Raw genomic sequence first — 18,951 nt, 5'->3', positions numbered from 1 at the left:
AACGCGGTCGCACGCTCGGCGCCCGGCGCCCGGCGGGCCGGGCCCGCCGCGCGCCGGCCATCGGCGCATCCGGGACAATCGCCCGCGCATCGCCCGATGCGCGCCCGACCTCCCTCGCGCGACCGGGCGCCGCCATCGGACATCCAGACACCAAGGACGACACACCCCATGACAACCAGACTCCGCTGGGCCGCCATCGCGCTCCTGGCCGTCGGCGGCCTCGCCGCCGCGCAGGACTATCCCTCCAAGCCGATCCGGCTGATCGTCGGCTATCCGCCCGGCGGCGGCATCGACTTCGCCGCCCGCACGGTGCAGGTGCCCTTGCAGGACGCCTTGAAGACCAATGTCGTCATCGACTACAAGCCCGGCGCGAGCGGGATGATCGCGGCGACCGAGCTGACGCGCGCCGCGCCCGATGGCTACACGCTGCTGCTGGCCAACACCGGGCCCTTCGCCATCGCGCCCTACCTGCAGGCCAGGCCGCCCTACGATCCCCTCAAGCAGTTCACCTACATCGGCCAGATCAGCCAGGGCAGCTACATCGCGGTGACCCGCGTCGACCATCCGGCGGCCGACCTGCGCCAGTTCGTCGCCTGGGCCCGCACGCAGCCGGGCAAGGTGAACTTCGCCTCCGGCGGCGCCGGCACCTCGACCCATCTCAATGGCGAGCTGATGAACCAGGTGACCGGCCTGGACATGACGCACGTGCCGTACAAGGGCAGCGCGCCGGCGATCCAGGAACTGATCGGCGGCCAGACGCAGATCCTGATCGACGCCGGCAGCGTGGTGCTGCCGCAGGTCATCGGCGGCAAGCTCAAGGCCCTGGCGGTGACCGGGCCGAAGCGCGATCCCCAGCTGCCCGACGTGCCGACGGTCGGCGAGCTGGGCCTGGGCGGCATGGAGGCCGTGGGCTTCCAGGGGCTGGTCGGCCCCGCCAACCTGCCCGCTCCGGTGGTCGAGCGACTGTCGCGCGAACTCGCCCAGGTGCTCGCGCAGCCCGGCATCCGCGCCAAGTTCGCCGGCGCCGGCGCCGAGGTCCACCCGCAGGGTCCGGCCGCCTTCTCGGCCTTCGTGAAGGCCGACAACGAGAAGTGGGCCCGGCTGATCCGCGAGCGCAAGCTGCAACTCGACTGAGGAGGACCACGATGCCAACGAATGGAGGATTCCCGCGCCGCGCGCTCCTGCGCGTCGCCTTGTCCGTGGCCGCCTCGGCCACCGCCCTCGGCGCCGTGGCGCAGACGGCACCGACGGCGCCGACCCCGCCCCGCACCGTCCGCATGATCGTCGGCTATCCCGCCGGCGGCGTGAGCGACACCATCGCCCGCGCGCTGGCCGACCGGCTCTCCGCCCAGCTCGGCATCACGATGGTGATCGAGAACCGCGCCGGCGCCAGCGGCACCATCGGCATGGATGCCGTCGCCAAGGCCGCGCCGGATGGCGCCACGCTCGGCTTCTCGGCCATCAGCCCGCTGGTGCTGAGCCCGCATCTCGGCCGGCTGCCCTACGACGCGCGCAAGGACATCCAGCCGATCGCCAGCGTCATGTACTCGCCCGTGCTGCTGATGGCGACGCCCGCCAGCGCGGCCCGGGATTTCGCGGGGCTGCTGGCCGAGGCCAGGGCGCGTCCCGGAGCGATCCGCTGGGCGACCTCCGGCCAGGCCTCGCTCGGGCACATCATGCTGGAGCAGCTGCGCGCCGCCGCCGGCATCGACGTCACGCACGTGCCCTACAAGGGCGGCGGCCAGCAGATGAACGACGCGCTGGGCGGCCAGTTCGAGATCCTCTCGACGAACGCCGGCGCCACGCTGTCCCAGCACATCCAGGCCGGCCGGATGCGGCCGCTGGCGGTCGGCGCCCCGGCGCGGCTGGAGAGCCTGCCGATGGTGCCGACGCTGGCCGAACTGGGTTATCCGGCGGCCAACCTGTCCTCGCTGTTCGGCGTCTTCGCGCCGGCGGGCCTGAGCGCCGCGCTCGCCGCGCGCTACAACGCCGAGATCGACAAGGCGCTGAAATCGCCGGAACTGCGCGCCAGGCTGACCGCGACCGACAACGTGCCCACGGGCGGCACGGCGGCGGACTTCGCCCGGTCCATCGCCACCGAGTACGAGAGCAACGGCCGGATCGTCAAGGCCTCGAACATCAAGGCCGACTGATTGCGGCCGAGGGAAGCGATCACTCTCAACTTTGCCGAGGACATGCCGAAGACCAGGGAGTTCCATGTGAACGCAACCTTGGAAATGACATGCATCTCTCTCAGGCGTCCTCCGGGCGCGTGCCGGGCGGCCGGCGATCGCGCTCGACGGCGGCCGTGCTCGCCGTCGCGGCGGCGACCCTCCCGTTCCTGGCCCTGGCGCAGGAACGCTCCACGGCTTCGCTCGACTCGCCCTGGCGCGTGAGCGGTTTCGGCACCCTGGGCGCGGTGCAGCAGTCGGGTGGCCACGAGTGGGGCTTCGTGCGCAACAGCACGCAGCTCGGCGCGAGCTCGCGCCTGAGCGCCGCGCCCGACTCGCGCGCCGGACTGCAGCTCAACTGGAATCCCGGCACCCGGTGGGAAGCCGGCATCCAGGGCGTCCTGCTGCCCAAGCCATCGGGCACGCCGGCCGTCGAGAGCATCGAGTGGGCCCATGTCGGCTACCGGCCGCTGCCCGACACGCGACTGCGCATCGGCCGCGTCGCGCCGGACATCTTCCTGTTCGCCGACAGCCGCAATGTCGGCTTCGCCCTGCCATGGGCCCGCCCGCCGGTCGACTTCTATGGCTTCGTGCCCTTGGCTTCCGTCGATGGCGCCGACCTGGAGCAGCGCTGGTTCACGGAGGCATCGACCTGGCGCGCCCGGCTGTCCGCCGGCTCGGTCCAGACCAGCGTGACGGATGTCAATGGCGGACGCGTGAAGATGAAGGGGCGCGACACCTGGGCCTTCGGCCTGACGCGCGAGGAGGGCGGGCTGCTGCTCAAGGGCAGCTACCTGCGCAGCCGGCTGCAGGTCGACACCGGCGCCGGCGTCGGCCCGTTGCGCGACGCGCTGGGCCAGCTCGGCCAGCTGCCGGTGCCCGGGCTCGCCGGCGCGCTCGACGACCTGAGCCAGAACCTGTGGAACGGCGGTTTCTCCAGCTACTGGGCGCTGGCGGCGCAATACGAGACGGGCTCCTGGACCTTCACCGCCGAGGGCAGCCAGCTGCGGGTGCCGCGCAGTCCGCTGAGTGCCCGGCGCGCCTATGTCAGCGCGGGCTACCGCTCGGGTGCCTTCACCTACTATGGCATCGCCAGCCGCGTGAAGCCCGACAAGCCGGCCTTCACCGCGCCCGACCTGGCGGGGCCGGCGACACCCTTCCTCGGTGCCGAGGACGCCCAGGCCGCGCAGGCGCTGGTCGGCATCGCGGCGGCGGCGGGCGACAATTTCCGTTTCGACCAGAGCACCCTCGGGGTGGGACTGCGCTGGGACTTCATGCCCAATGCCGCGCTGAAGCTGCAGGTCGATCGATTCGACGTCCGCTCCAATGGCGCGGCGGGCTGGCGCTTCGCCGACAGCCGGGGCGCCCGGGGCACCCTGGTGTCGGTGCTGGTGGACTTCGTATGGGGACAATGATGCGCACCATCCTCTCGCGCCGCAGGATCCCTGCGCTGATGCTCTCGCTGCTGCTCGCGGGGGCGCCGGCGGCGGCCCTGGCGGCCGACACCCTGTACGTGGTGGTCTCGGCCCAGAGCGCGATACGGGCCCTGACCCAGAAGGACCTGCTGGCGATCTACACCGGGCGGACCCGGACCTGGCCCGGCGGCGAGCCGGCGACGCCCTTCGACCAGCCCCGCGACAGCGCGGCCCGGGCCGACTTCTACCAGACGCTCACCGGCATGGACATGGCCCGCATCAACAGCTACTGGGCGCGCCTGCACTTCACGGGCCAGGTGCAGCCACCGCCGGCACTGGGCGACGACGCGGCCATCATCCAGCGGCTGCGCGCCGATCCCAGCGCGGTGGGCTACCTGACGCAGGAACCGACCGGCGCCGCCGTGCGCGTCGTGCTGCGCCTGCCCTGACGCCGGCGCCACGGCGCCGCGGGGCCACGGGGCCACGGGGCGGTCCACCACCCTGCGCACAATCGAGCCCCCTCCACGGCACTCGATCGAGATCCCTCCCCATGGCGCCCCTCCACAGATGGACCCCCCTCATCATCACGCTGGCGATCCAGGCGATGGTGGCGGCGGCGGTCCTGGCCGTTCCCTCGGTGGCGCCGCGCGTGGCGCAGAGCCTCGGCATCTCGGTCACCTATGTCGGCCTGTTCGTCTCGGTGGCCTATGCGGCGGCGATCTTCGCCAGCCTGGCCTCGGGCACCGCGACGGCGCGCTACGGCAGCATCCGCGTCAGCCAGATCAGCCTGCTGCTGTGCGCCACGGGACTGGTGCTGTGCACCCTGGCGTCGCTCTGGACGCTGGCGCTGGGCGCGATGTTCGTGGGCCTGGGCTACGGGCCCATCACGCCGGCGAGTTCGCACCTGCTGGCCCGCACCACGCCGGCCCATCGCATCGCGCTCGTGTTCTCGGTCAAGCAGACCGGCGTGCCGCTGGGCGGCGTGCTGGCCGGCGTCCTGGTGCCGGGCCTGCAGGTGGTCGTCGGATGGCAGTCCGCCATCCTCTGCGTCGCGCTGCTGTGCGTGCTGTGCGCCTGGGGCGCCCAGACCCTGCGGCAGCGATTCGATGCCGATCGCGACATCGGGCGCCGGCTGGCGCTCGGCCAGCTGCTGGAGCCCGTGCGGCTGGTCATGCGGCACCCGCCGCTGCGGCTGCTCGCCCTCAGCTCGTTCGTGTTCGCCTTCGCCCAGCTCGCCCTCACGGCCTATGCGGTGACCTACCTGACCAGCGACCTGGGGCAGGGCCTGGTGGCCGCCGGCGCCATCTTCGCCATCTCGCAATCGGGCGGCGTGCTGGGCCGGGTCTGGTGGGGGTACGTGTCCGACCGCTGGCTGGGCGCGCGCCGCATGCTGGTGGTGCTGGCCGTGCTGATGAGCGCCTCCGCCCTGGCCACCGCGCTGCTGCACGCGGTCGTGCCGGTCGCCGTGGTCGCGGCCGTGCTGTTCGTCTTCGGGGCCTCGGCGATCGGCTGGAATGGCGTCTACCTGTCCGAGGTGGCGCGCGCCGCGCCCAAGGACCAGGCCGGCATCGCCACCGGCGGCACCCTGGCGATCACCTTCCTGGGCAATGTCCTGGGGCCGGCGATCTTCGGCGCCGTCGCGGGAGGATTCGGCAGCTACCGGGCCGGCTTCCTGGCTGTGGCACTGGTCCTGGCGCTGTGCGCCATCGTCCTCGTGCGCTCCGGCCGGAGCGCGGCCGTCTCCCGCGCCTGAAGCGACGCGGCTGGCGGGCCTCCCATATTTCAACAATAATTGAACTATGGAAACAGAAACCGTCGTCAAGGCACTGGCCGCGCTGGCCCAGCCCAGCCGCCTGCGCATGTTCCGCGCGCTCGTCGTCGCGGGTCCGGAGGGCCTCACGCCGGGCGCGCTCGGCGAGGCCCTGGAACTGCCGTCGACGAGCCTGTCCTTCCATCTCAAGGAACTGGCGAACGCCGGCCTGGTGTCGCAGGAGCGGCAGGGCCGCAACCTGATCTACCGGGCGTCGTTCGACCGCATGAACGCCTTGCTCGGCTATCTCACCGAGAACTGCTGCCAGGGCCGGCCCTGCGCCGTGCCGGGCGCGCCGGCCTGCGAGGGCTGATCCGCCGACCCGCCCGCCCGCCCGCACCCGTTCTTCCTCTTCTCCCTCGCTCGTCCCGACCCTCCCATGCCGACCGCCTTCCTCATCTTCCTCGGCACGCTGGTGCTGGTCATCTGGCAGCCGCGCGGCCTGGGCATCGGCTGGAGCGCCGCCATCGGCGCCGCGCTGGCGCTGGCGACCGGCGTCGTGCAGCCGGCCGACGTGCCGGTGGTGTGGGGCATCGTCTGGAACGCGACGGCCACCTTCATCGCCATCATCATCGTCAGCCTGCTGCTCGACGAGGCCGGCTTCTTCGAGTGGGCGGCGCTGCATGTCGCGCGCTGGGGCGGCGGGCACGGACGCTGGCTGTTCGCGCTGATCGTGCTGCTGGGCGCGGCGGTCTCGGCCCTGTTCGCCAACGACGGCGCCGCGCTGATCCTGACGCCGATCGTCATGGCGATGCTGGTGGCGCTGGGCTTCACGCCGGCCGCCACGCTCGCCTTCGTCATGGCGGCGGGCTTCATCGCCGACACCGCCAGCCTGCCGCTGGTCGTCTCCAACCTGGTCAACATCGTCTCGGCCGACTTCTTCGACATCGGCTTCGGCGACTACGCGGCCGTGATGGCGCCGGTGAATGTCGCCTCGGTGCTCGCGAGCCTGGTGATGCTGCTGCTGTATTTCCGGCGCGGCATCCCGGCGCGCTACGACGTCGCGGCGCTGGGCGCGCCCGCCAGCGCGATCCGGGACCGCACCGTGTTCCGCGCCGGCTGGGTCGTGCTGGTGCTGCTGCTGGTGGGCTTCTTCGCGCTGGAGCCGCTGGGCGTGCCGGTCAGCGCCGTGGCCGCCGCCGGCGCGGCCCTGCTGCTGGCCGTGGCCGCGCGCGGCCCGGCGATCGACATCCGCAAGGTCCTGCGCGGGGCGCCCTGGCAGATCGTGGTCTTCTCGCTGGGCATGTACCTGGTGGTCTATGGCTTGCGCAATGCCGGCCTGACCGACCGCATCGCGCAGCTGCTCGAGGTCTTCGCGCGCGGTGGCGTGTGGGGCGCCGCGCTGGGCACCGGCTTCCTGACGGCATTGCTGTCCTCGGTCATGAACAACATGCCCACGGTGCTGATCGGCGCGCTGTCCATCGAGGCGACGAGCGCGACCGGCGCCATCCGGGAGGCCATGATCTACGCCAACGTGATCGGCTGCGACCTGGGTCCGAAGATCACGCCGATCGGCAGCCTGGCCACGCTGCTGTGGCTGCACGTCCTGGCCCGCAAGGGCACGACCATCACCTGGGGCGCCTATTTCAGGGTCGGCATCGTGCTGACCGTGCCGGTGCTGGCCCTCACGCTGACCGCGCTGGCGCTGCGGCTGGGCGCGGGCTGAAGCATCGCGACCTCCGTCCTTCTCGACCCTCCACCCGATCCTTCCGATCCTTCCGATCCACATAGCCACCATGAGCGACATCACGATCTATCACAACCCCGCCTGCGGCACCTCGCGCAACGTGCTCGCGCTCATCCGCAACACCGGCACCGAACCCGTCATCGTCGAGTACCTGAAGACGCCACCGGACCGCGCCACCCTGGAACGGCTGATCGCCGACATGGGCGTGCCGGTGCGCGAGGTGCTGCGCCGCAAGGGCACGCCCTACGACGAAATGGGCCTGGACGACCCGAAGTGGAGCGACGCCGAACTGATCGACCTGATCGCGCGGCACCCGATCCTGATGAACCGCCCGATCGTCGTCACGCCCCGGGCCACGCGCCTGTGCCGGCCCTCGGAGGCGGTGCTCGACATCCTGCCCGGGCCGCAGCGCGGCGCGTTTGCCAAGGAGGACGGCGAAGCCGTGATCGACGCGGAGGGCCGGCGTGTCGCTCGATCCTGAACTCGTGCACGTCGATGCCGCCCAGTTCCAGCGGCCCGATCCGGCGCGCCTCTTCCCCGAGCCGCGCGCCACGCATCCGCCGCGCATCCTGCTGCTGTACGGCTCGCTGCGGGAGCGCAGCTACAGCCGCCTGCTGACCGAGGAGGCCGCGCGCCTGCTGCGCGCGCTGGGCTGCGAGACGCGCATCCACGACCCGCGCGACCTGCCGCTGCCCGATGCCGCGCCGGACGACCATCCGAAGGTGCGGATGCTGCGCGAGTCGGCGCAATGGGCCGAGGGCATGGTGTGGACCTCGCCGGAACGCCATGGCGCGATGAGCGCCATCCTGAAGGCGCAGATCGACTGGATCCCGCTGGCCATCGGATCGGTCCGGCCGACGCAGGGCAAGACATTGGCGCTGATGCAGGTCTCGGGCGGCTCGCAGTCCTTCAATGCCGTCAACCAGATGCGGGTGCTCGGCCGCTGGATGCGCATGATCACGATCCCCAACCAGTCCTCCGTCGCCAAGGCCTTCCTGGAGTTCGAGGAGGACGGGCGCATGAAAGCCTCGTCCTACTACGAGCGGGTGGTCGACGTGATGGAGGAACTGGTCAAGTTCACGCTGCTCACGCGCGATGGCGCCGACTACCTGGTCGACCGCTACAGCGAGCGCCTCGAGAGCGCGGAGGCGCTGTCCAGGCGCGTCAACCAGCGCGGCCTCTGAGCGGTCGCCGCGCGGGCCCGGGGCGGGCGCTCGCGCGGCATGGGAGCGTCGCATGGGTCGTCGCGCCGCGACCCCTGCGACACGCGACGCGACACCGCGCGCGACGTTCCGGCGGAAAACCCAATGGAATGAAGCACTTGCGATCCGGCTTCCGATGGCATGGTCTTTGCGCCCCCGATCTCGTGGATCGCTCCACGACGTCGATCAAAGAACCATGAGGACAACCGGATGAAGCAGATTGGAACTGGCCAGGTGCCACAGGGCGACGCATTGCGCGTCGAAGCGCGGGAGATCTTCGGCATCATGCGCGCCGGCGGCGTGGCGATCATGCCCTTCGATGTCTCGTATGCCATCTTCGCGCACACGGCGCGCGCGGTCGAACGCATCTACGAGATCAAGAACCGCAGTTCGGCCAAGCCCAATGGGGTCATCGGCAACTGGGACATCTTCTCGGAGCTGGCCGAGACCTCGCAGGCCGACAAGGACCTCGTGAGCTGCGTGATCCGCGACCACGACCTGCCGCTGTCGATCGTCGCGCCGTACCGGGCCGACCACGACTTCCTGCGCACGACCGAATTCGGCGCGCTGCGCCGCGCGACGAAGGGGCCGACCATGGACCTGCTGCTCAACGCCGGCGCGCTGCATGCCGAACTCGCGCGCATCTCCTTCGATGCCGGCGTGCCGCTCATGGGGTCCTCCGCCAACCGCTCGCTGACGGGCAACAAGTTCGCCCTGCAGGACATCGAGCCCGAGGTGCTGCAGCAGGTCGACCTCAATGTCGACCACGGCATCTGCAAGCACGCCAACGAATGGCTGGTGGGCAGCACCATCCTCGAGATGGGCACGCGTCGCGTGCTGCGCTTCGGCTGCTGCTACGAGCAGATCCAGGCGCTGCTCGCGCGCGAGTTCGACCTGCGCCTGCCGGACCGGCCGAGCTCCGGACCGATGAGCCTGGTCTGAGACGACGGAGGACGACCATGCGAGAAAAGATCGGGAAGACGGCGCGCGCCGTCCTGGGCCTGGCCTGCCTGTGGCTGCTGCACGCGGGCGCCGCGCAGGCGCAGGCCGCCTATCCGGACCACAGGACCATCAAGGTCGTGGTCCCCTACAACGCCGGGGGCGGCACCGACCTGTTCGCCCGCGTCGTCAGCACCGAGCTCGGCCGCCAGCTGGGCACCACGGTCGTGATCGACAACCGGCCCGGCGCCGCCGGCATGCTCGGCGGCGCCGCCGTCGCCCAGGCGCCGGCCGATGGCTACACGTTGCTGGTCGACCAGTCCTCCATCGCGACCAATCCGCAGCTCTATGCCAAGGTCCCGTTCGACGTCGCCAAGGACCTGGCGCCGGTGATCCTGGGCGTGACGCTCGAGAACGTGCTGCTCGCCAGCCCGAACCTGGCGGCCACCGACATCAAGGACGTCATCGCGCTGGCCAAGGCCAAGCCGGGGGCGTTGAACTACGCCTCGACGGGCATCGGCTCGCCGCAGCATCTCTCCATGGAGATCCTGCGCGACCAGGCCGGGCTGCAGCTGGTGCACGTGCCCTACAAGGGCGGCAATCCCGGCATCCTGGCCACCAGCGCGGACGAGGTGCAGCTGTTCTTCATCAGCGTCTCGACCGCATTGCCCTTCATCAAGGCCGGCAAGGTCAAGGCGATCGGCAGCGGCGGCCTGCGCCGCTCGCCGCAGATGCCCGACGTGCCGACGCTCCACGAGTCGGGCCTGCCGGACTTCCAGGCGGTCGGCTGGCTGGCGTATTTCGCGCCGGCGGGCACGCCCCCGGCGATCGTGAGGAAGCTCAACGAGGCCCTGAACGCCGCCCTCGCCAACCCCGAGGTCGCCAGGACCCTGCGGGCGCAGGGCTTCGAACCCGCCGGCGGCACGCCCGACCAGCTGGCGTCCGTGGTCCGGCGCGACACGGCGTACTACGGGCGGATCATCCGGAAGATGGGGATCCGGGCCGATTGAGCCTGCGGGCGACGTCGACCGGATGGCGCGAGCGTGGGGCCCGACCCGCGCCCGCGCATCCGCCTCAAGGCCTCGCGACGATCGGCAGGCGCGCGCCGAAGACCGTGCCGGCGGCGGCGGACGAGGCCACTTCCATCCTGCCGCCATGGGCCTTGGCGATCTCGGTGCAGATGTACAGCCCCAGACCCAGGCCGCCACCGGGCTTGCTGGTGTTGGGCCGCCAGTAGGGCTGGAACACGCGCGACAGGTTCTCGGGCTTGATCGGATCGCCGCTGTTGGCGACCTTCAGCACCAGCGCGTCGCCCTCGACCACGGCGGAGACCACCACCGGGCCGCTCGGCGTGCCGTGCGAGAGGGCGTTGCCGATCAGGTTGGACAGCAGCTGCTGCAGGCGGCCCCGATCGCAGCGCAGCGCCTGGTGGATCCGCAGGTCCGCCTGGATCTCGCGCTCGGGATGGGCCTGGCGCAATTCATCGACGACGTCGAGCAGGGCCTGCGTCATGTCGGGCTCGATCTCCAGGTCGACTCCGATGCCGGTGCCCAGACGCCCCCGGGCGAAGTCCAGCACGTCGTCGATCAGCTTGGCCATCCGGCGGCTGGTGGTCTTCAGGCGCGAACCCAGCCGCGCCACGTCGGGTTCGGGACGCCGGATCAGCAGTTCCGCCGTCGTGCTGACGGCCGACAGCGGATTGCGCAGGTCGTGTCCCAGCACGGCGATGAACTGCTCCCGCAGGTCGGAGACGGCCTTCTCGTCCAGGCGCGCGACCTGGGCCGCCTGCAGCCGGTCCTCGCTGTCCAGCTGCATCGCGATCAGGTCGGCGAAGATGGTGAACATGGCGCGCGTCTGCGGCGAGGAGATCTGGCGGGCCTGGGGATCGACGGCGCAGAGGTTGCCGAAGTAGCGGCCGTCCTGGCGCACGATGGGCACCGTGACGTAGCTCTCGATCTGGTAGAGCGCCGGGCCGGGATGGCGGCAGTAGACCGGGTCGGCGCTGACCTGGTCGATGAAGATGGGTTGCTGGAGGGCCCGTGATTCCTTGCACAGCGTGGTGTGCACGTCGATCGAGGTGCCCGGTGCGAGCCCCAGCTGGAGCTTGTCCTCGACGGCGCAGACGGTCCACAGGTCCTCCGTCACCCGCGCGACCACGGCGAAACCCATGCCGGTGGACTGGCAGATGAACTGGAGCAGCGCGGGCACGGCGTCGATGCGAGCGATGGCGGCAACGTCGCGCTCGATGTCCTCGGCTCTTTCACTCATCGGCGTGACGTCCTTTGCGCGCTGGAAGGCATGGAGGGGGCATTCTAGGTGGCGCACCCCTCGCGTGGGGGGTGCCTGGCGGCGGCGCCGTCAGCGCGACCGACCGGGCGCTGACCCGGCGGGCAGCACGCTGCATGCGACGCCCGCGCGCACGATCTCCAGCGGAATGACGGGATCGCGCAGTTCGAGGGCCACGCGCGCCAGGTCGAACAGGGTGAGCGATGCGCGGCCACGATCGAGCTCGCGATAGCTCGTCGCCGCGCGGTCCAGGGCCCGCAACTGCGAGAACGACAGCCGCTGCGACAGGCTGTCGCCGACGCAGCCGGCCTGTTCCGGCGGCACGCCATAGCGCTCGAGGGCGCTGGCGATGCGCTGCGAGGCGCAACCCGTGAGCATGGCCACGGCGAGGGTGGCGGATGCGATGGCGAGGGTCCTAGTCATGGCGTCTGGAAGGTGTGAAATGGCCCCGGTCGCGGGCCCAGAGCAGGGCCGCGTTGCGGCTGTGGACGCCCAGCTTGGCGTAGATCCTGGCGACGTGGTTGCGCACCGTGCCCAGCGCCACGTCCAGCTGCTGCGCGATCTCCTTGTCGGCCTGGCCGCGGCACAGGGCCTCCAGCACCTGCTGCTCGCGCCGCGTCAGGTCGTCGAGTTCGGCCTTGACGGCCTGGTCGCCGCCTTGCTTGACGTTGGCCAGCTTCTCCACGAGCGACCGGCTGAACCAGGAGGTGTCCTGCAGCACGCTCTCGATGGCCGTGACCAGCTCGACCTCGGAGCGCTTGCGCTCGGTGATGTCGAGCCAGGTCACCAGGATGCAGGTCTGGTCGTCGAGCGAGGCGCGCTCGGCCGACACCAGACACTCGATGGGTTCGCGCCGCCCCGTCCCGATCGTCAGTTCGAGGTTGCGGCAGCTGACGCGGCGCGCGAGATGCTGCGCCAGCGATCCCAGGAACGGATCGAGCCAGGACGCCACGCGGGCGCTCCGGGGTTCCATCAGGTCCTCGGCCCGGCAATCCATGGCCATGCAGAACGCCTCGTTGACGTCGAGCACGCGCATGTCGTCGGCGCGCAGCACCGCGCTGGGCACCGGCAGCATGCGGAAGGCCTTCTGGAAGCGTTCCTCGCTCAGTCGCAGCGAGGTCTCGGCGCGACGCCTCGGCTCCAGGTCGACGAAGGTGAAGAGCATGCAGGGCTCCTCGCCGATCTCGATCGGCTGGCCGGCGACGACCACCGGCTTGCGGCCGCCACGCAGGCGCAGCTCGGCCTCCATCTGCGGGATCGTCTCGCCCTGGCTCAGCCGTTCGATGGCGACGTCGCGCTGCTGCGCGCCCTCGAAGACGTCGAACTCGTAGACTGTGTGCCCCAGCAGATCGTCGCTCTCGTGCCCGGTCATGTCCAGGAAGCCGCGGTTGACCTTGATGTAGCGCTGGTCGCTCAGCCTGCAGATGATCGCCGGCGCCGGATTGGCGTTGAACGCGCGTTCGAAGCGCCGTTCGGCCTCGGCCCATTCGCTGGCATCGTGCAGGATCAGCACCAGCACGTCGGGTTCGCCCTCGGCATCGGTCAGCACCAGGCTGCGCACCCGGTGGACCCAGCTCGCGGCCGGGTCGGTGGCCAGGTAGACCTCGACCACCACGTCGGTGAACCGCTCGCCCGAGATCACGCGCTCGATCGGATAGCGGCCATGCTCGAGCGCATGGTTGTTGCGATAGCGCAGCTTGAAGCGCTGGCGGTATTGGGTGACGTCGCGGCCCAGGTCGTCCACGCGCGTCACGCCATGCATCGTCAATGCCGCCTCGTTGGCCCACAGGATCGTCTGGTCGGGCTCGACCAGGATCACACCCTCGGTCAGTCCGGCGATGATTTGCTGCAACTGCCGGCGGTCGGCGTTGCCTTGCAGGGCGTGATCGGTCATGGGATGGGGGCGGAGGTTCCGGCCGGTGACTCGCGGGTCGTGCCGGATGCCGCATGGGTCTGGGGGTCTGGGAATCAGGTCGCGCGGGCCGGCGTCGGCCATCGTGGACCGGCCGACGCCCGGGTCTTCCGGTGCGCGCGAGCCTTCGGATGGATGGGTGGCGGGGGAACGCCGTGGGGCGGGCCTATGGAGCCGTCTTCCCGAGAGCGTCGCCAGCGGCGTCCTGCCTCCTGCCGGTCTCCTTCTGGGCACGTCCGACGACCTTCTCGGTCGCGCCCTCGGCTTCGAGGCTGTCGCTGCCGACCACTTTGCCCAGCGCCTCCTTGATGGAACCCTTGACTTCCTTCAATTGGCCCTCGGCCGTGTTCTGGTTCATGCATTCGCTCCGGAAAATGAGCCCCGCAGCGTGGATGCATGGGGCATTGGCGTCGATCTCGACCCTTGGAGGTTAAGCAAGGATCGACCGGCCCGCTGCCCGCAGATGCACTAGGTGGCGTAGTGCATTTGAACCATTTCCTGTCGTTGGAAGCTCCACGCGCGTAGGCGATGGCCCGATGCCCGGAGCGACCCTCGGCCGACGTCCGCGCCCGACGTCTCAGGACGGCCGATCGGCGGCCAGCGCGGCCACCGCCTGCTCGCGCAGCCGCATCAGCGGGCGGCCGAGTTCCCGTTCGATCTCGGCCGCCGCCACGGTGGTGGTGACGCTGACATTGAGCACATAGACGGGACGCCCGTGCGTGACCAGCGGCGTGGCCAGTGCCACCACGTCGGGCTGCCAGCACGCCATGCAGTAGCCGCGCTCCGCCACGCCGACGCGCGCGGCCTCGATCTCCCGCGCGATGCGTTCGCCATCGTCGCCGCGCCGGGCCGCGAACTGCGCCAGCAGCGCCGCGCGCCGCGCGGCCGGCGCGATGGCGAGGTAGGCGCGCCCCAGCGAGGTCAGCTCCATCGGCACGCGCTGGCCGGCGACCACGTGGCGCAATGCCACGCGGCGGTTGTAGCGCACCGATTCCAGATAGACCATCTCGTCGCGGTCCGGCAAGGCCAGCCCGACATTGATGCGCAGCCGCTCCGCCAGCGCGCGCATCGGCGGCGACAGGGCCGCCAGCACCGGCGAGCCCGCGCGCATGGCGTGGCCCAGGCTCAGCACCGGCGCCGCGAGGCGATAGGCCCGTTGCCCGCGATCGTGCTCGAGCAGGCCGGTGTCGACCAGGGTCTGGGTCAGGCGGCTGACGGTGGCGCGCGACAGGCCGGTGCGCTCGGCGATCTCGCCATTGCCCAGCAGGTCGGCGCCGGGCCGGAAGGCGCGCAGGATCTCGACGCCCCGCACCAGCGACCGGTTGAGCATCGGGTCCTCGTGGTGCGCGCGGCGCGTGGATGGATCGGTGGGAACTGACATCGCGGGCAGATGGCGGCCAGGGGCCAGCTTAACAGGCCTTTCCAGCCAGTGGAATCGGGGGGCTGCTTCCGGGCGGCCGAGTGCCTAAGCTCCCCTGACCGAGGAGAAGAGCCGAACGCCGCCCTCGAAACCGTTTTCATCCCGACCCGCCATCCGGAGACAAATCCATGCAGCGTTTCTCGTTCCTGGCCCGCGCCAGGCAGCCCCTCGTCCTGTCCCTCGCCCTCGCGCTGGGCACGCTCGCCGCCGTGCCGGCGCAAGCCGCCTTCCCCGACAAGCCGGTGAAGATCGTGGTGCCCTTCGCGCCCGGCGGCGGCACCGACCTGGTGGCCCGCACCATGGGCATCACCATGGGCCAGGAGCTGGGCCAGCCGGTGATCATCGACAACAAGCCCGGCGCCGGCACCATCATCGGCACCGACGCGGTCGCCAAGAGCCCGGCCGATGGCTACACGCTGGTGATGGCGACGGTGGCCCACGTGGTCAACCCGAGCATCCACAACAAGCTGCCCTACGACTACGAGAAAGCCTTTGCGCCGGTCATGCTGGTGGGCGTCTCGCCCAACGTGCTGGTGGTGCGCGCGGAGAGCCCGCTGAAGTCGGTCAAGGACCTGATCGACGCGGCCAAGGCCAATCCCGGCAAGCTGTCCTTCGCCTCGCAGGGCGCGGGCACCTCGGCGCATCTGGCCGGCGAGCTGTTCAAGAACCTGACGAAGACCCAGATCACCCACATCCCTTATCGCGGCGCCGGCCCGGCCATCACCGACGTGCTGGGCGGCCAGGTCGACGTGATGTTCGCCACCGCCGCGGCGGTCGGCACCTTCGTCGAGAGCGGCAAATTGCGCGCGCTGGCCGTGACCACCGCCACGCGCTCTCCCACGCCGGCGCTGGCCAAGGTGCCCACGATCGCCGAGAGCGGCGTGCCGGGCTATGTGGCCGACAGCTGGTATGGGCTCTACGCGCCGGCGGGCACGCCCGCCGATGTCATCGCCAGGCTCAACGCGGCGGCGAAGAAGGCGGTGCAGACCGATGCCTTCAGGAAGCGCGTGGAGAGCGAGGGCCTGATCATCAATGGCGGCTCGCCGCAGGACTTCGACAAGTACGTCAAGGGCGAGGAAGTGCGCTGGCGCAAGGTGGTCAAGGAAAACAACATCACCAACGACTGAACCCGAGACATCCCGAGGAGCACCCCATGACCCATCCCCTGAACACCACCCTGGTCGAGCTGGAAGTCGACGACGGCATCGCCACGCTGTGGCTGAACCGCCCCGACAAGCGCAATGCCATGAGCGACGACATGCGCAGCGAATTCATCGCCGCGCTCGAACACGTGACCTACGACAAGGGCATCCGCGCCCTGGTGCTGACCGGTCGCGGCAAGGGCTTCTGCGCCGGCGGCGACGTCGCCGGCATGGAACGCCGCATGAACGCGCCGCAGGGCGAGGTCGGCTTCAACGGCTGGAGCCGCCAGCAGCGCGTGCACCACACGCAGTCGCTGCTGCACACCATGCCCAAGCCGACCATCGCGGCCGTCAACGGCGCGGCCTCGGGCCTCGGCGCCGACACGGCACTGGCCTGCGACTTCATCATCGCCTCCGATGCGGCCAGCTTCACCTGGTCGTACATCCATCGCGGCATCATCCCCGACGGCGGCGGCATGTACTTCCTGCCGCGCCGCGTCGGTCTGGCCAAGGCCAAGGAACTGATCTTCACCGGCCGCAAGGTCGAGCTCGACGAGGCCCTGCGCCTGGGCATCGCCGACCGCCGCGCCGATGCCGACGGCCTGGTGGCCGAGGCCCGGCAATGGGCCGCCGAGATGACCCAGGGCTCGGCCACGGCGCTGGCCCTGGGCAAGACGATCCTCAACCAGACCTTCGAGATGTCCGCCCACCAGGTCTTCGCCCAGGGCAGCCAGGCCCAGGGCATCTGCTACACCAGCACCGAGCATCGCGAGTCGGTGATGGCCTTCCTGGCCAAGAGCGCGGCGCGCAAGGAGTCCAAGTGATGAACGACCGCACGGACATCGAGCACCTGGACGAGAGCCACGCCATGGATGCCATCGCCCGACTCCTCAAGCCACGCAGCGTGGCCATCATCGGCGCCTCCGCCGATGCCACCAAGACCGCCGGCCGCCCGGTGGCCTACCTGCGCAAGCATGGCTTTTCCGGCGACATCTATCCGGTCAACCCGCGCGCCGAGACCATCGGCGGCCTGCCGTGCTATGCGGACATCGCCTCGCTGCCCGCCACGCCCGACGTCGGCATCGTGCTGCTGGGCGCCGAGCGCGCCCACCTGGCGGTGCGCGACCTGGCCGCGCGCGGCACGGCCGCCGCCATCGTGCTGGCCAGCGGCTACACCGAGACCGGCGAGGAGGGCGCGCGCCGACAGCAGCAGCTCATCGAGGCCGCCGGCGGCATGCGCATCCTGGGCCCCAACACGATTGGCCTGGTCAACCTGACCGATGGCATCGTGCTGTCGGCCAGCGGCGCGCTGGAGATGGACCACTTCCCGGTCGGCGGCATCAGCGTGGTGTCGCAGAGCGGCGGCATCCTGGGGGCGCTGCTCTCGCGCGCCGCGCCGCGCGGCATCGGCCTGTCCAAGCTGATCTCCACCAGCAACGAGGTCGACCTGGACCTGGCCGACTTCGTCGATCACCTGGCCGACGATCCCGACACGCGGGTCATCGCGCTGTATGTCGAGAGCGTGCGCCATCCGGCCAAGTTCCGCGCCGCCGCGCTGAAGGCGGCGCGCGCGGGCAAGCCCGTCGTGGCCTTCAAGATCGGCCGCTCCGAGGCCGGCGCGCGCGCCGCCGTCTCGCACACCGGCGCCCTGGCCGGCGCCGACCGCATGTACGACGCGCTCTTCGCGGACGTCGGCATCATCCGCGCGCAGAGCTTCGGCGACCTGCTCGACATCCCGGCGGCATTGGCCACCGGTCGCGTGCTGCGCGGCAATCGCGTCGCCATCCTGACCTCCACCGGCGGCGCCGGCACGCTGGTGTCCGACAGCCTGGGCGTCTCGGGCTTCGAGACCCCGCCGCCCGATGCCGAGACGGCCGCGCGCCTGCGCGCCCTGCAGACCGGCGACCATGCCGCGCTCGACCGCAACCCGATCGACGTCACGCTCGCCGGCCTGCAGCCCGACCTGCTGCGCGGCGCCATCCGGGCCCTGCTGGACAGCCCGAGCTACGACGCGCTGACCATCATCGTCGGCTCGTCGAGCCTGGCCATGCCCGAGCTGATGGCCAACGCCATCCGCGACTGCCTGCCCTCGAGCGACAAGCCCGTGATCGCCTACGTCAGCCCGCACGCGCCCGAGGTCGGCGCCATCCTCACGCAGGCCGGCGTGCCGGCCTTCGCGGCGGCCGAGAGCTGCACCGTGGCGCTCGACGGCATGCTGCGCCGCACGCGCTGGACCGAGCACGCGGCGGCACCGGTCGGCGACGCCGTGGACGTGGCCGACGTGCGCGCCGGATCGCTGGACGAGGCCGAGGCCAAGCAGCTGTTCGCGCGCTTCGGCATCCCCTGCGCCCGCGAGACCGTGGTGTCGACCCCGGCCGAGGCCGAGGCGGCGGCCGGGGCCTTCGGCGGCCGCGTGGTGCTCAAGGTGCTGTCCGGCGAGATCACGCACAAGAGCGACGTCGGCGGCGTGGCGGTGAACCTCACCGCCGACCAGGTCGGCGCGCGGCTGACGGCGATGACCACCGAGGTGCAGCGGAAGTCCGGCCTCGTGCCCGACCGCTTCCTGGTGCAGGAGATGGTCGCCGGCGGCACCGAGATGATCCTGGGCATGCACCGCGACCCGCTGGGCACCGCCATCCTGCTGGGCATGGGCGGCGTCACCGCCGAGCTGTTCAAGGACACGACGATGCGGCTGCTGCCGGCCACCGGCGCCCTCGGCCGCGAGCAGGCCCTGGAGATGCTGCGCGAGCTCAGGACCTGGCCGCTGCTCGATGGCTTCCGGGGCCGCCCCAAGGCCGATGTCGAGGCGCTGGTGTCGACCATCGTGGCGTTCTCCGGCATGGCCGCACAGCTCGGCGAGCGCCTGGTCGAGGCCGAGATCAATCCGGTCTTCGTGCTGCCCGAGGGGCAGGGCGTGCGCGCCGCCGATGGCGTCGCGGTGCTGGCCGCGGCCTGAGCGTGGCGACC

General features: G+C 71.0%; 19 protein-coding genes. 14 read left to right on the top strand and 5 right to left on the bottom strand.

What is annotated here, in order from left to right; translation table 11 throughout:
- The first annotated feature begins 168 nt into the window (after positions 1-168).
- From AC1MLT_RS21120 to AC1MLT_RS21070, 11 genes are all read left to right on the top strand, one after another.
- The gene (locus AC1MLT_RS21120) at positions 169-1,134 is read left to right on the top strand and encodes a Bug family tripartite tricarboxylate transporter substrate binding protein (RefSeq protein ID WP_481036254.1); all 966 of its coding nucleotides are present in this window, start codon (positions 169-171) and stop codon (positions 1,132-1,134) included.
- An 11-nt stretch (positions 1,135-1,145) separates the two neighbouring features.
- Positions 1,146-2,153: a Bug family tripartite tricarboxylate transporter substrate binding protein gene (locus AC1MLT_RS21115; protein WP_481036253.1), complete on the top strand. Its 1,008-nt coding sequence runs from the start codon at positions 1,146-1,148 to the stop codon at positions 2,151-2,153.
- A gap of 89 nt (positions 2,154-2,242) precedes the next feature.
- Positions 2,243-3,586 carry a hypothetical protein gene (locus AC1MLT_RS21110; RefSeq protein WP_481036252.1) on the top strand — a complete coding sequence of 448 codons (1,344 nt, stop codon included), beginning with the start codon at positions 2,243-2,245 and terminating at the stop codon, positions 3,584-3,586.
- The gene (locus AC1MLT_RS21105; RefSeq protein WP_481036251.1) at positions 3,583-4,035 is read left to right on the top strand and encodes a type 2 periplasmic-binding domain-containing protein; all 453 of its coding nucleotides are present in this window, start codon (positions 3,583-3,585) and stop codon (positions 4,033-4,035) included. The genes AC1MLT_RS21110 and AC1MLT_RS21105 overlap by 4 nt, the downstream gene beginning before the upstream one ends.
- 101 nt (positions 4,036-4,136) lie before the next feature.
- Positions 4,137-5,339, top strand: coding sequence for an MFS transporter (locus AC1MLT_RS21100; RefSeq protein ID WP_481036250.1), 1,203 nt, complete (start codon positions 4,137-4,139; stop codon positions 5,337-5,339).
- 46 nt (positions 5,340-5,385) lie between these two features.
- On the top strand, positions 5,386-5,709 hold the full coding sequence (locus tag AC1MLT_RS21095) for an ArsR/SmtB family transcription factor (protein ID WP_481036248.1): 324 nt from the start codon (positions 5,386-5,388) through the stop codon (positions 5,707-5,709).
- A gap of 66 nt (positions 5,710-5,775) precedes the next feature.
- Positions 5,776-7,062 (top strand): arsenic transporter, encoded by a 1,287-nt coding sequence (locus AC1MLT_RS21090; protein ID WP_481036246.1) that lies wholly within the window; start codon positions 5,776-5,778, stop codon positions 7,060-7,062.
- Positions 7,063-7,132: 70 nt separating this feature from the next.
- Complete coding sequence (gene arsC, locus AC1MLT_RS21085) at positions 7,133-7,564, top strand: arsenate reductase (glutaredoxin) (RefSeq protein WP_481036244.1); 432 nt, start codon at positions 7,133-7,135, stop codon at positions 7,562-7,564.
- A gap of 4 nt (positions 7,565-7,568) precedes the next feature.
- Positions 7,569-8,267: an arsenical resistance protein ArsH gene (gene arsH / locus AC1MLT_RS21080; protein WP_481036433.1), complete on the top strand. Its 699-nt coding sequence runs from the start codon at positions 7,569-7,571 to the stop codon at positions 8,265-8,267.
- Between the two features lie 228 nt (positions 8,268-8,495).
- Entirely contained in the window at positions 8,496-9,227 is a 732-nt protein-coding gene (locus AC1MLT_RS21075) for an L-threonylcarbamoyladenylate synthase (RefSeq protein WP_481036242.1), read from the top strand.
- 17 nt (positions 9,228-9,244) lie between these two features.
- A complete protein-coding gene (locus AC1MLT_RS21070) occupies positions 9,245-10,234 on the top strand; it encodes a Bug family tripartite tricarboxylate transporter substrate binding protein (protein ID WP_481036241.1) in 990 nt (329 codons plus the stop codon).
- 64 nt (positions 10,235-10,298) lie between these two features.
- Here the strand turns inward: AC1MLT_RS21070 and AC1MLT_RS21065 are convergent, their stop codons facing one another.
- From AC1MLT_RS21065 to AC1MLT_RS21045, 5 genes are all read right to left on the bottom strand, one after another.
- Entirely contained in the window at positions 10,299-11,492 is a 1,194-nt protein-coding gene (locus AC1MLT_RS21065) for a GAF domain-containing sensor histidine kinase (RefSeq protein WP_481036239.1), read from the bottom strand.
- 90 nt (positions 11,493-11,582) lie between these two features.
- Entirely contained in the window at positions 11,583-11,933 is a 351-nt protein-coding gene (locus AC1MLT_RS21060; protein WP_481036238.1) for a hypothetical protein, read from the bottom strand.
- A complete protein-coding gene (locus AC1MLT_RS21055; protein WP_481036237.1) occupies positions 11,926-13,404 on the bottom strand; it encodes a helix-turn-helix transcriptional regulator in 1,479 nt (492 codons plus the stop codon). Before AC1MLT_RS21055 ends, AC1MLT_RS21060 begins: the two co-directional genes overlap by 8 nt.
- 184 nt (positions 13,405-13,588) lie before the next feature.
- Positions 13,589-13,780: a CsbD family protein gene (locus AC1MLT_RS21050; protein WP_481036236.1), complete on the bottom strand. Its 192-nt coding sequence runs from the start codon at positions 13,778-13,780 to the stop codon at positions 13,589-13,591.
- 219 nt (positions 13,781-13,999) lie between these two features.
- On the bottom strand, positions 14,000-14,803 hold the full coding sequence (locus tag AC1MLT_RS21045; RefSeq protein ID WP_481036235.1) for an IclR family transcriptional regulator: 804 nt from the start codon (positions 14,801-14,803) through the stop codon (positions 14,000-14,002).
- Positions 14,804-14,970: 167 nt separating this feature from the next.
- Between AC1MLT_RS21045 and AC1MLT_RS21040 the strand changes: the two genes are divergently transcribed.
- From AC1MLT_RS21040 to AC1MLT_RS21030, 3 genes are read left to right on the top strand one after another with little or no spacing between them, the layout of a single operon-like run.
- A complete protein-coding gene (locus AC1MLT_RS21040) occupies positions 14,971-15,969 on the top strand; it encodes a tripartite tricarboxylate transporter substrate binding protein (protein ID WP_481036233.1) in 999 nt (332 codons plus the stop codon).
- Between the two features lie 26 nt (positions 15,970-15,995).
- Positions 15,996-16,808: an enoyl-CoA hydratase/isomerase family protein gene (locus tag AC1MLT_RS21035; RefSeq protein ID WP_481036232.1), complete on the top strand. Its 813-nt coding sequence runs from the start codon at positions 15,996-15,998 to the stop codon at positions 16,806-16,808.
- 44 nt (positions 16,809-16,852) lie between these two features.
- Positions 16,853-18,940, top strand: a complete 2,088-nt coding sequence (locus tag AC1MLT_RS21030) for an acetate--CoA ligase family protein (protein WP_481036432.1) — start codon at positions 16,853-16,855, stop codon at positions 18,938-18,940.
- The last annotated feature ends 11 nt before the right edge of the window (positions 18,941-18,951 follow it).

It is taken from the genome of Variovorax sp. PEI5 (assembly GCF_056679935.1).
This window is presented reverse-complemented; position numbering and strand designations above follow the sequence as displayed.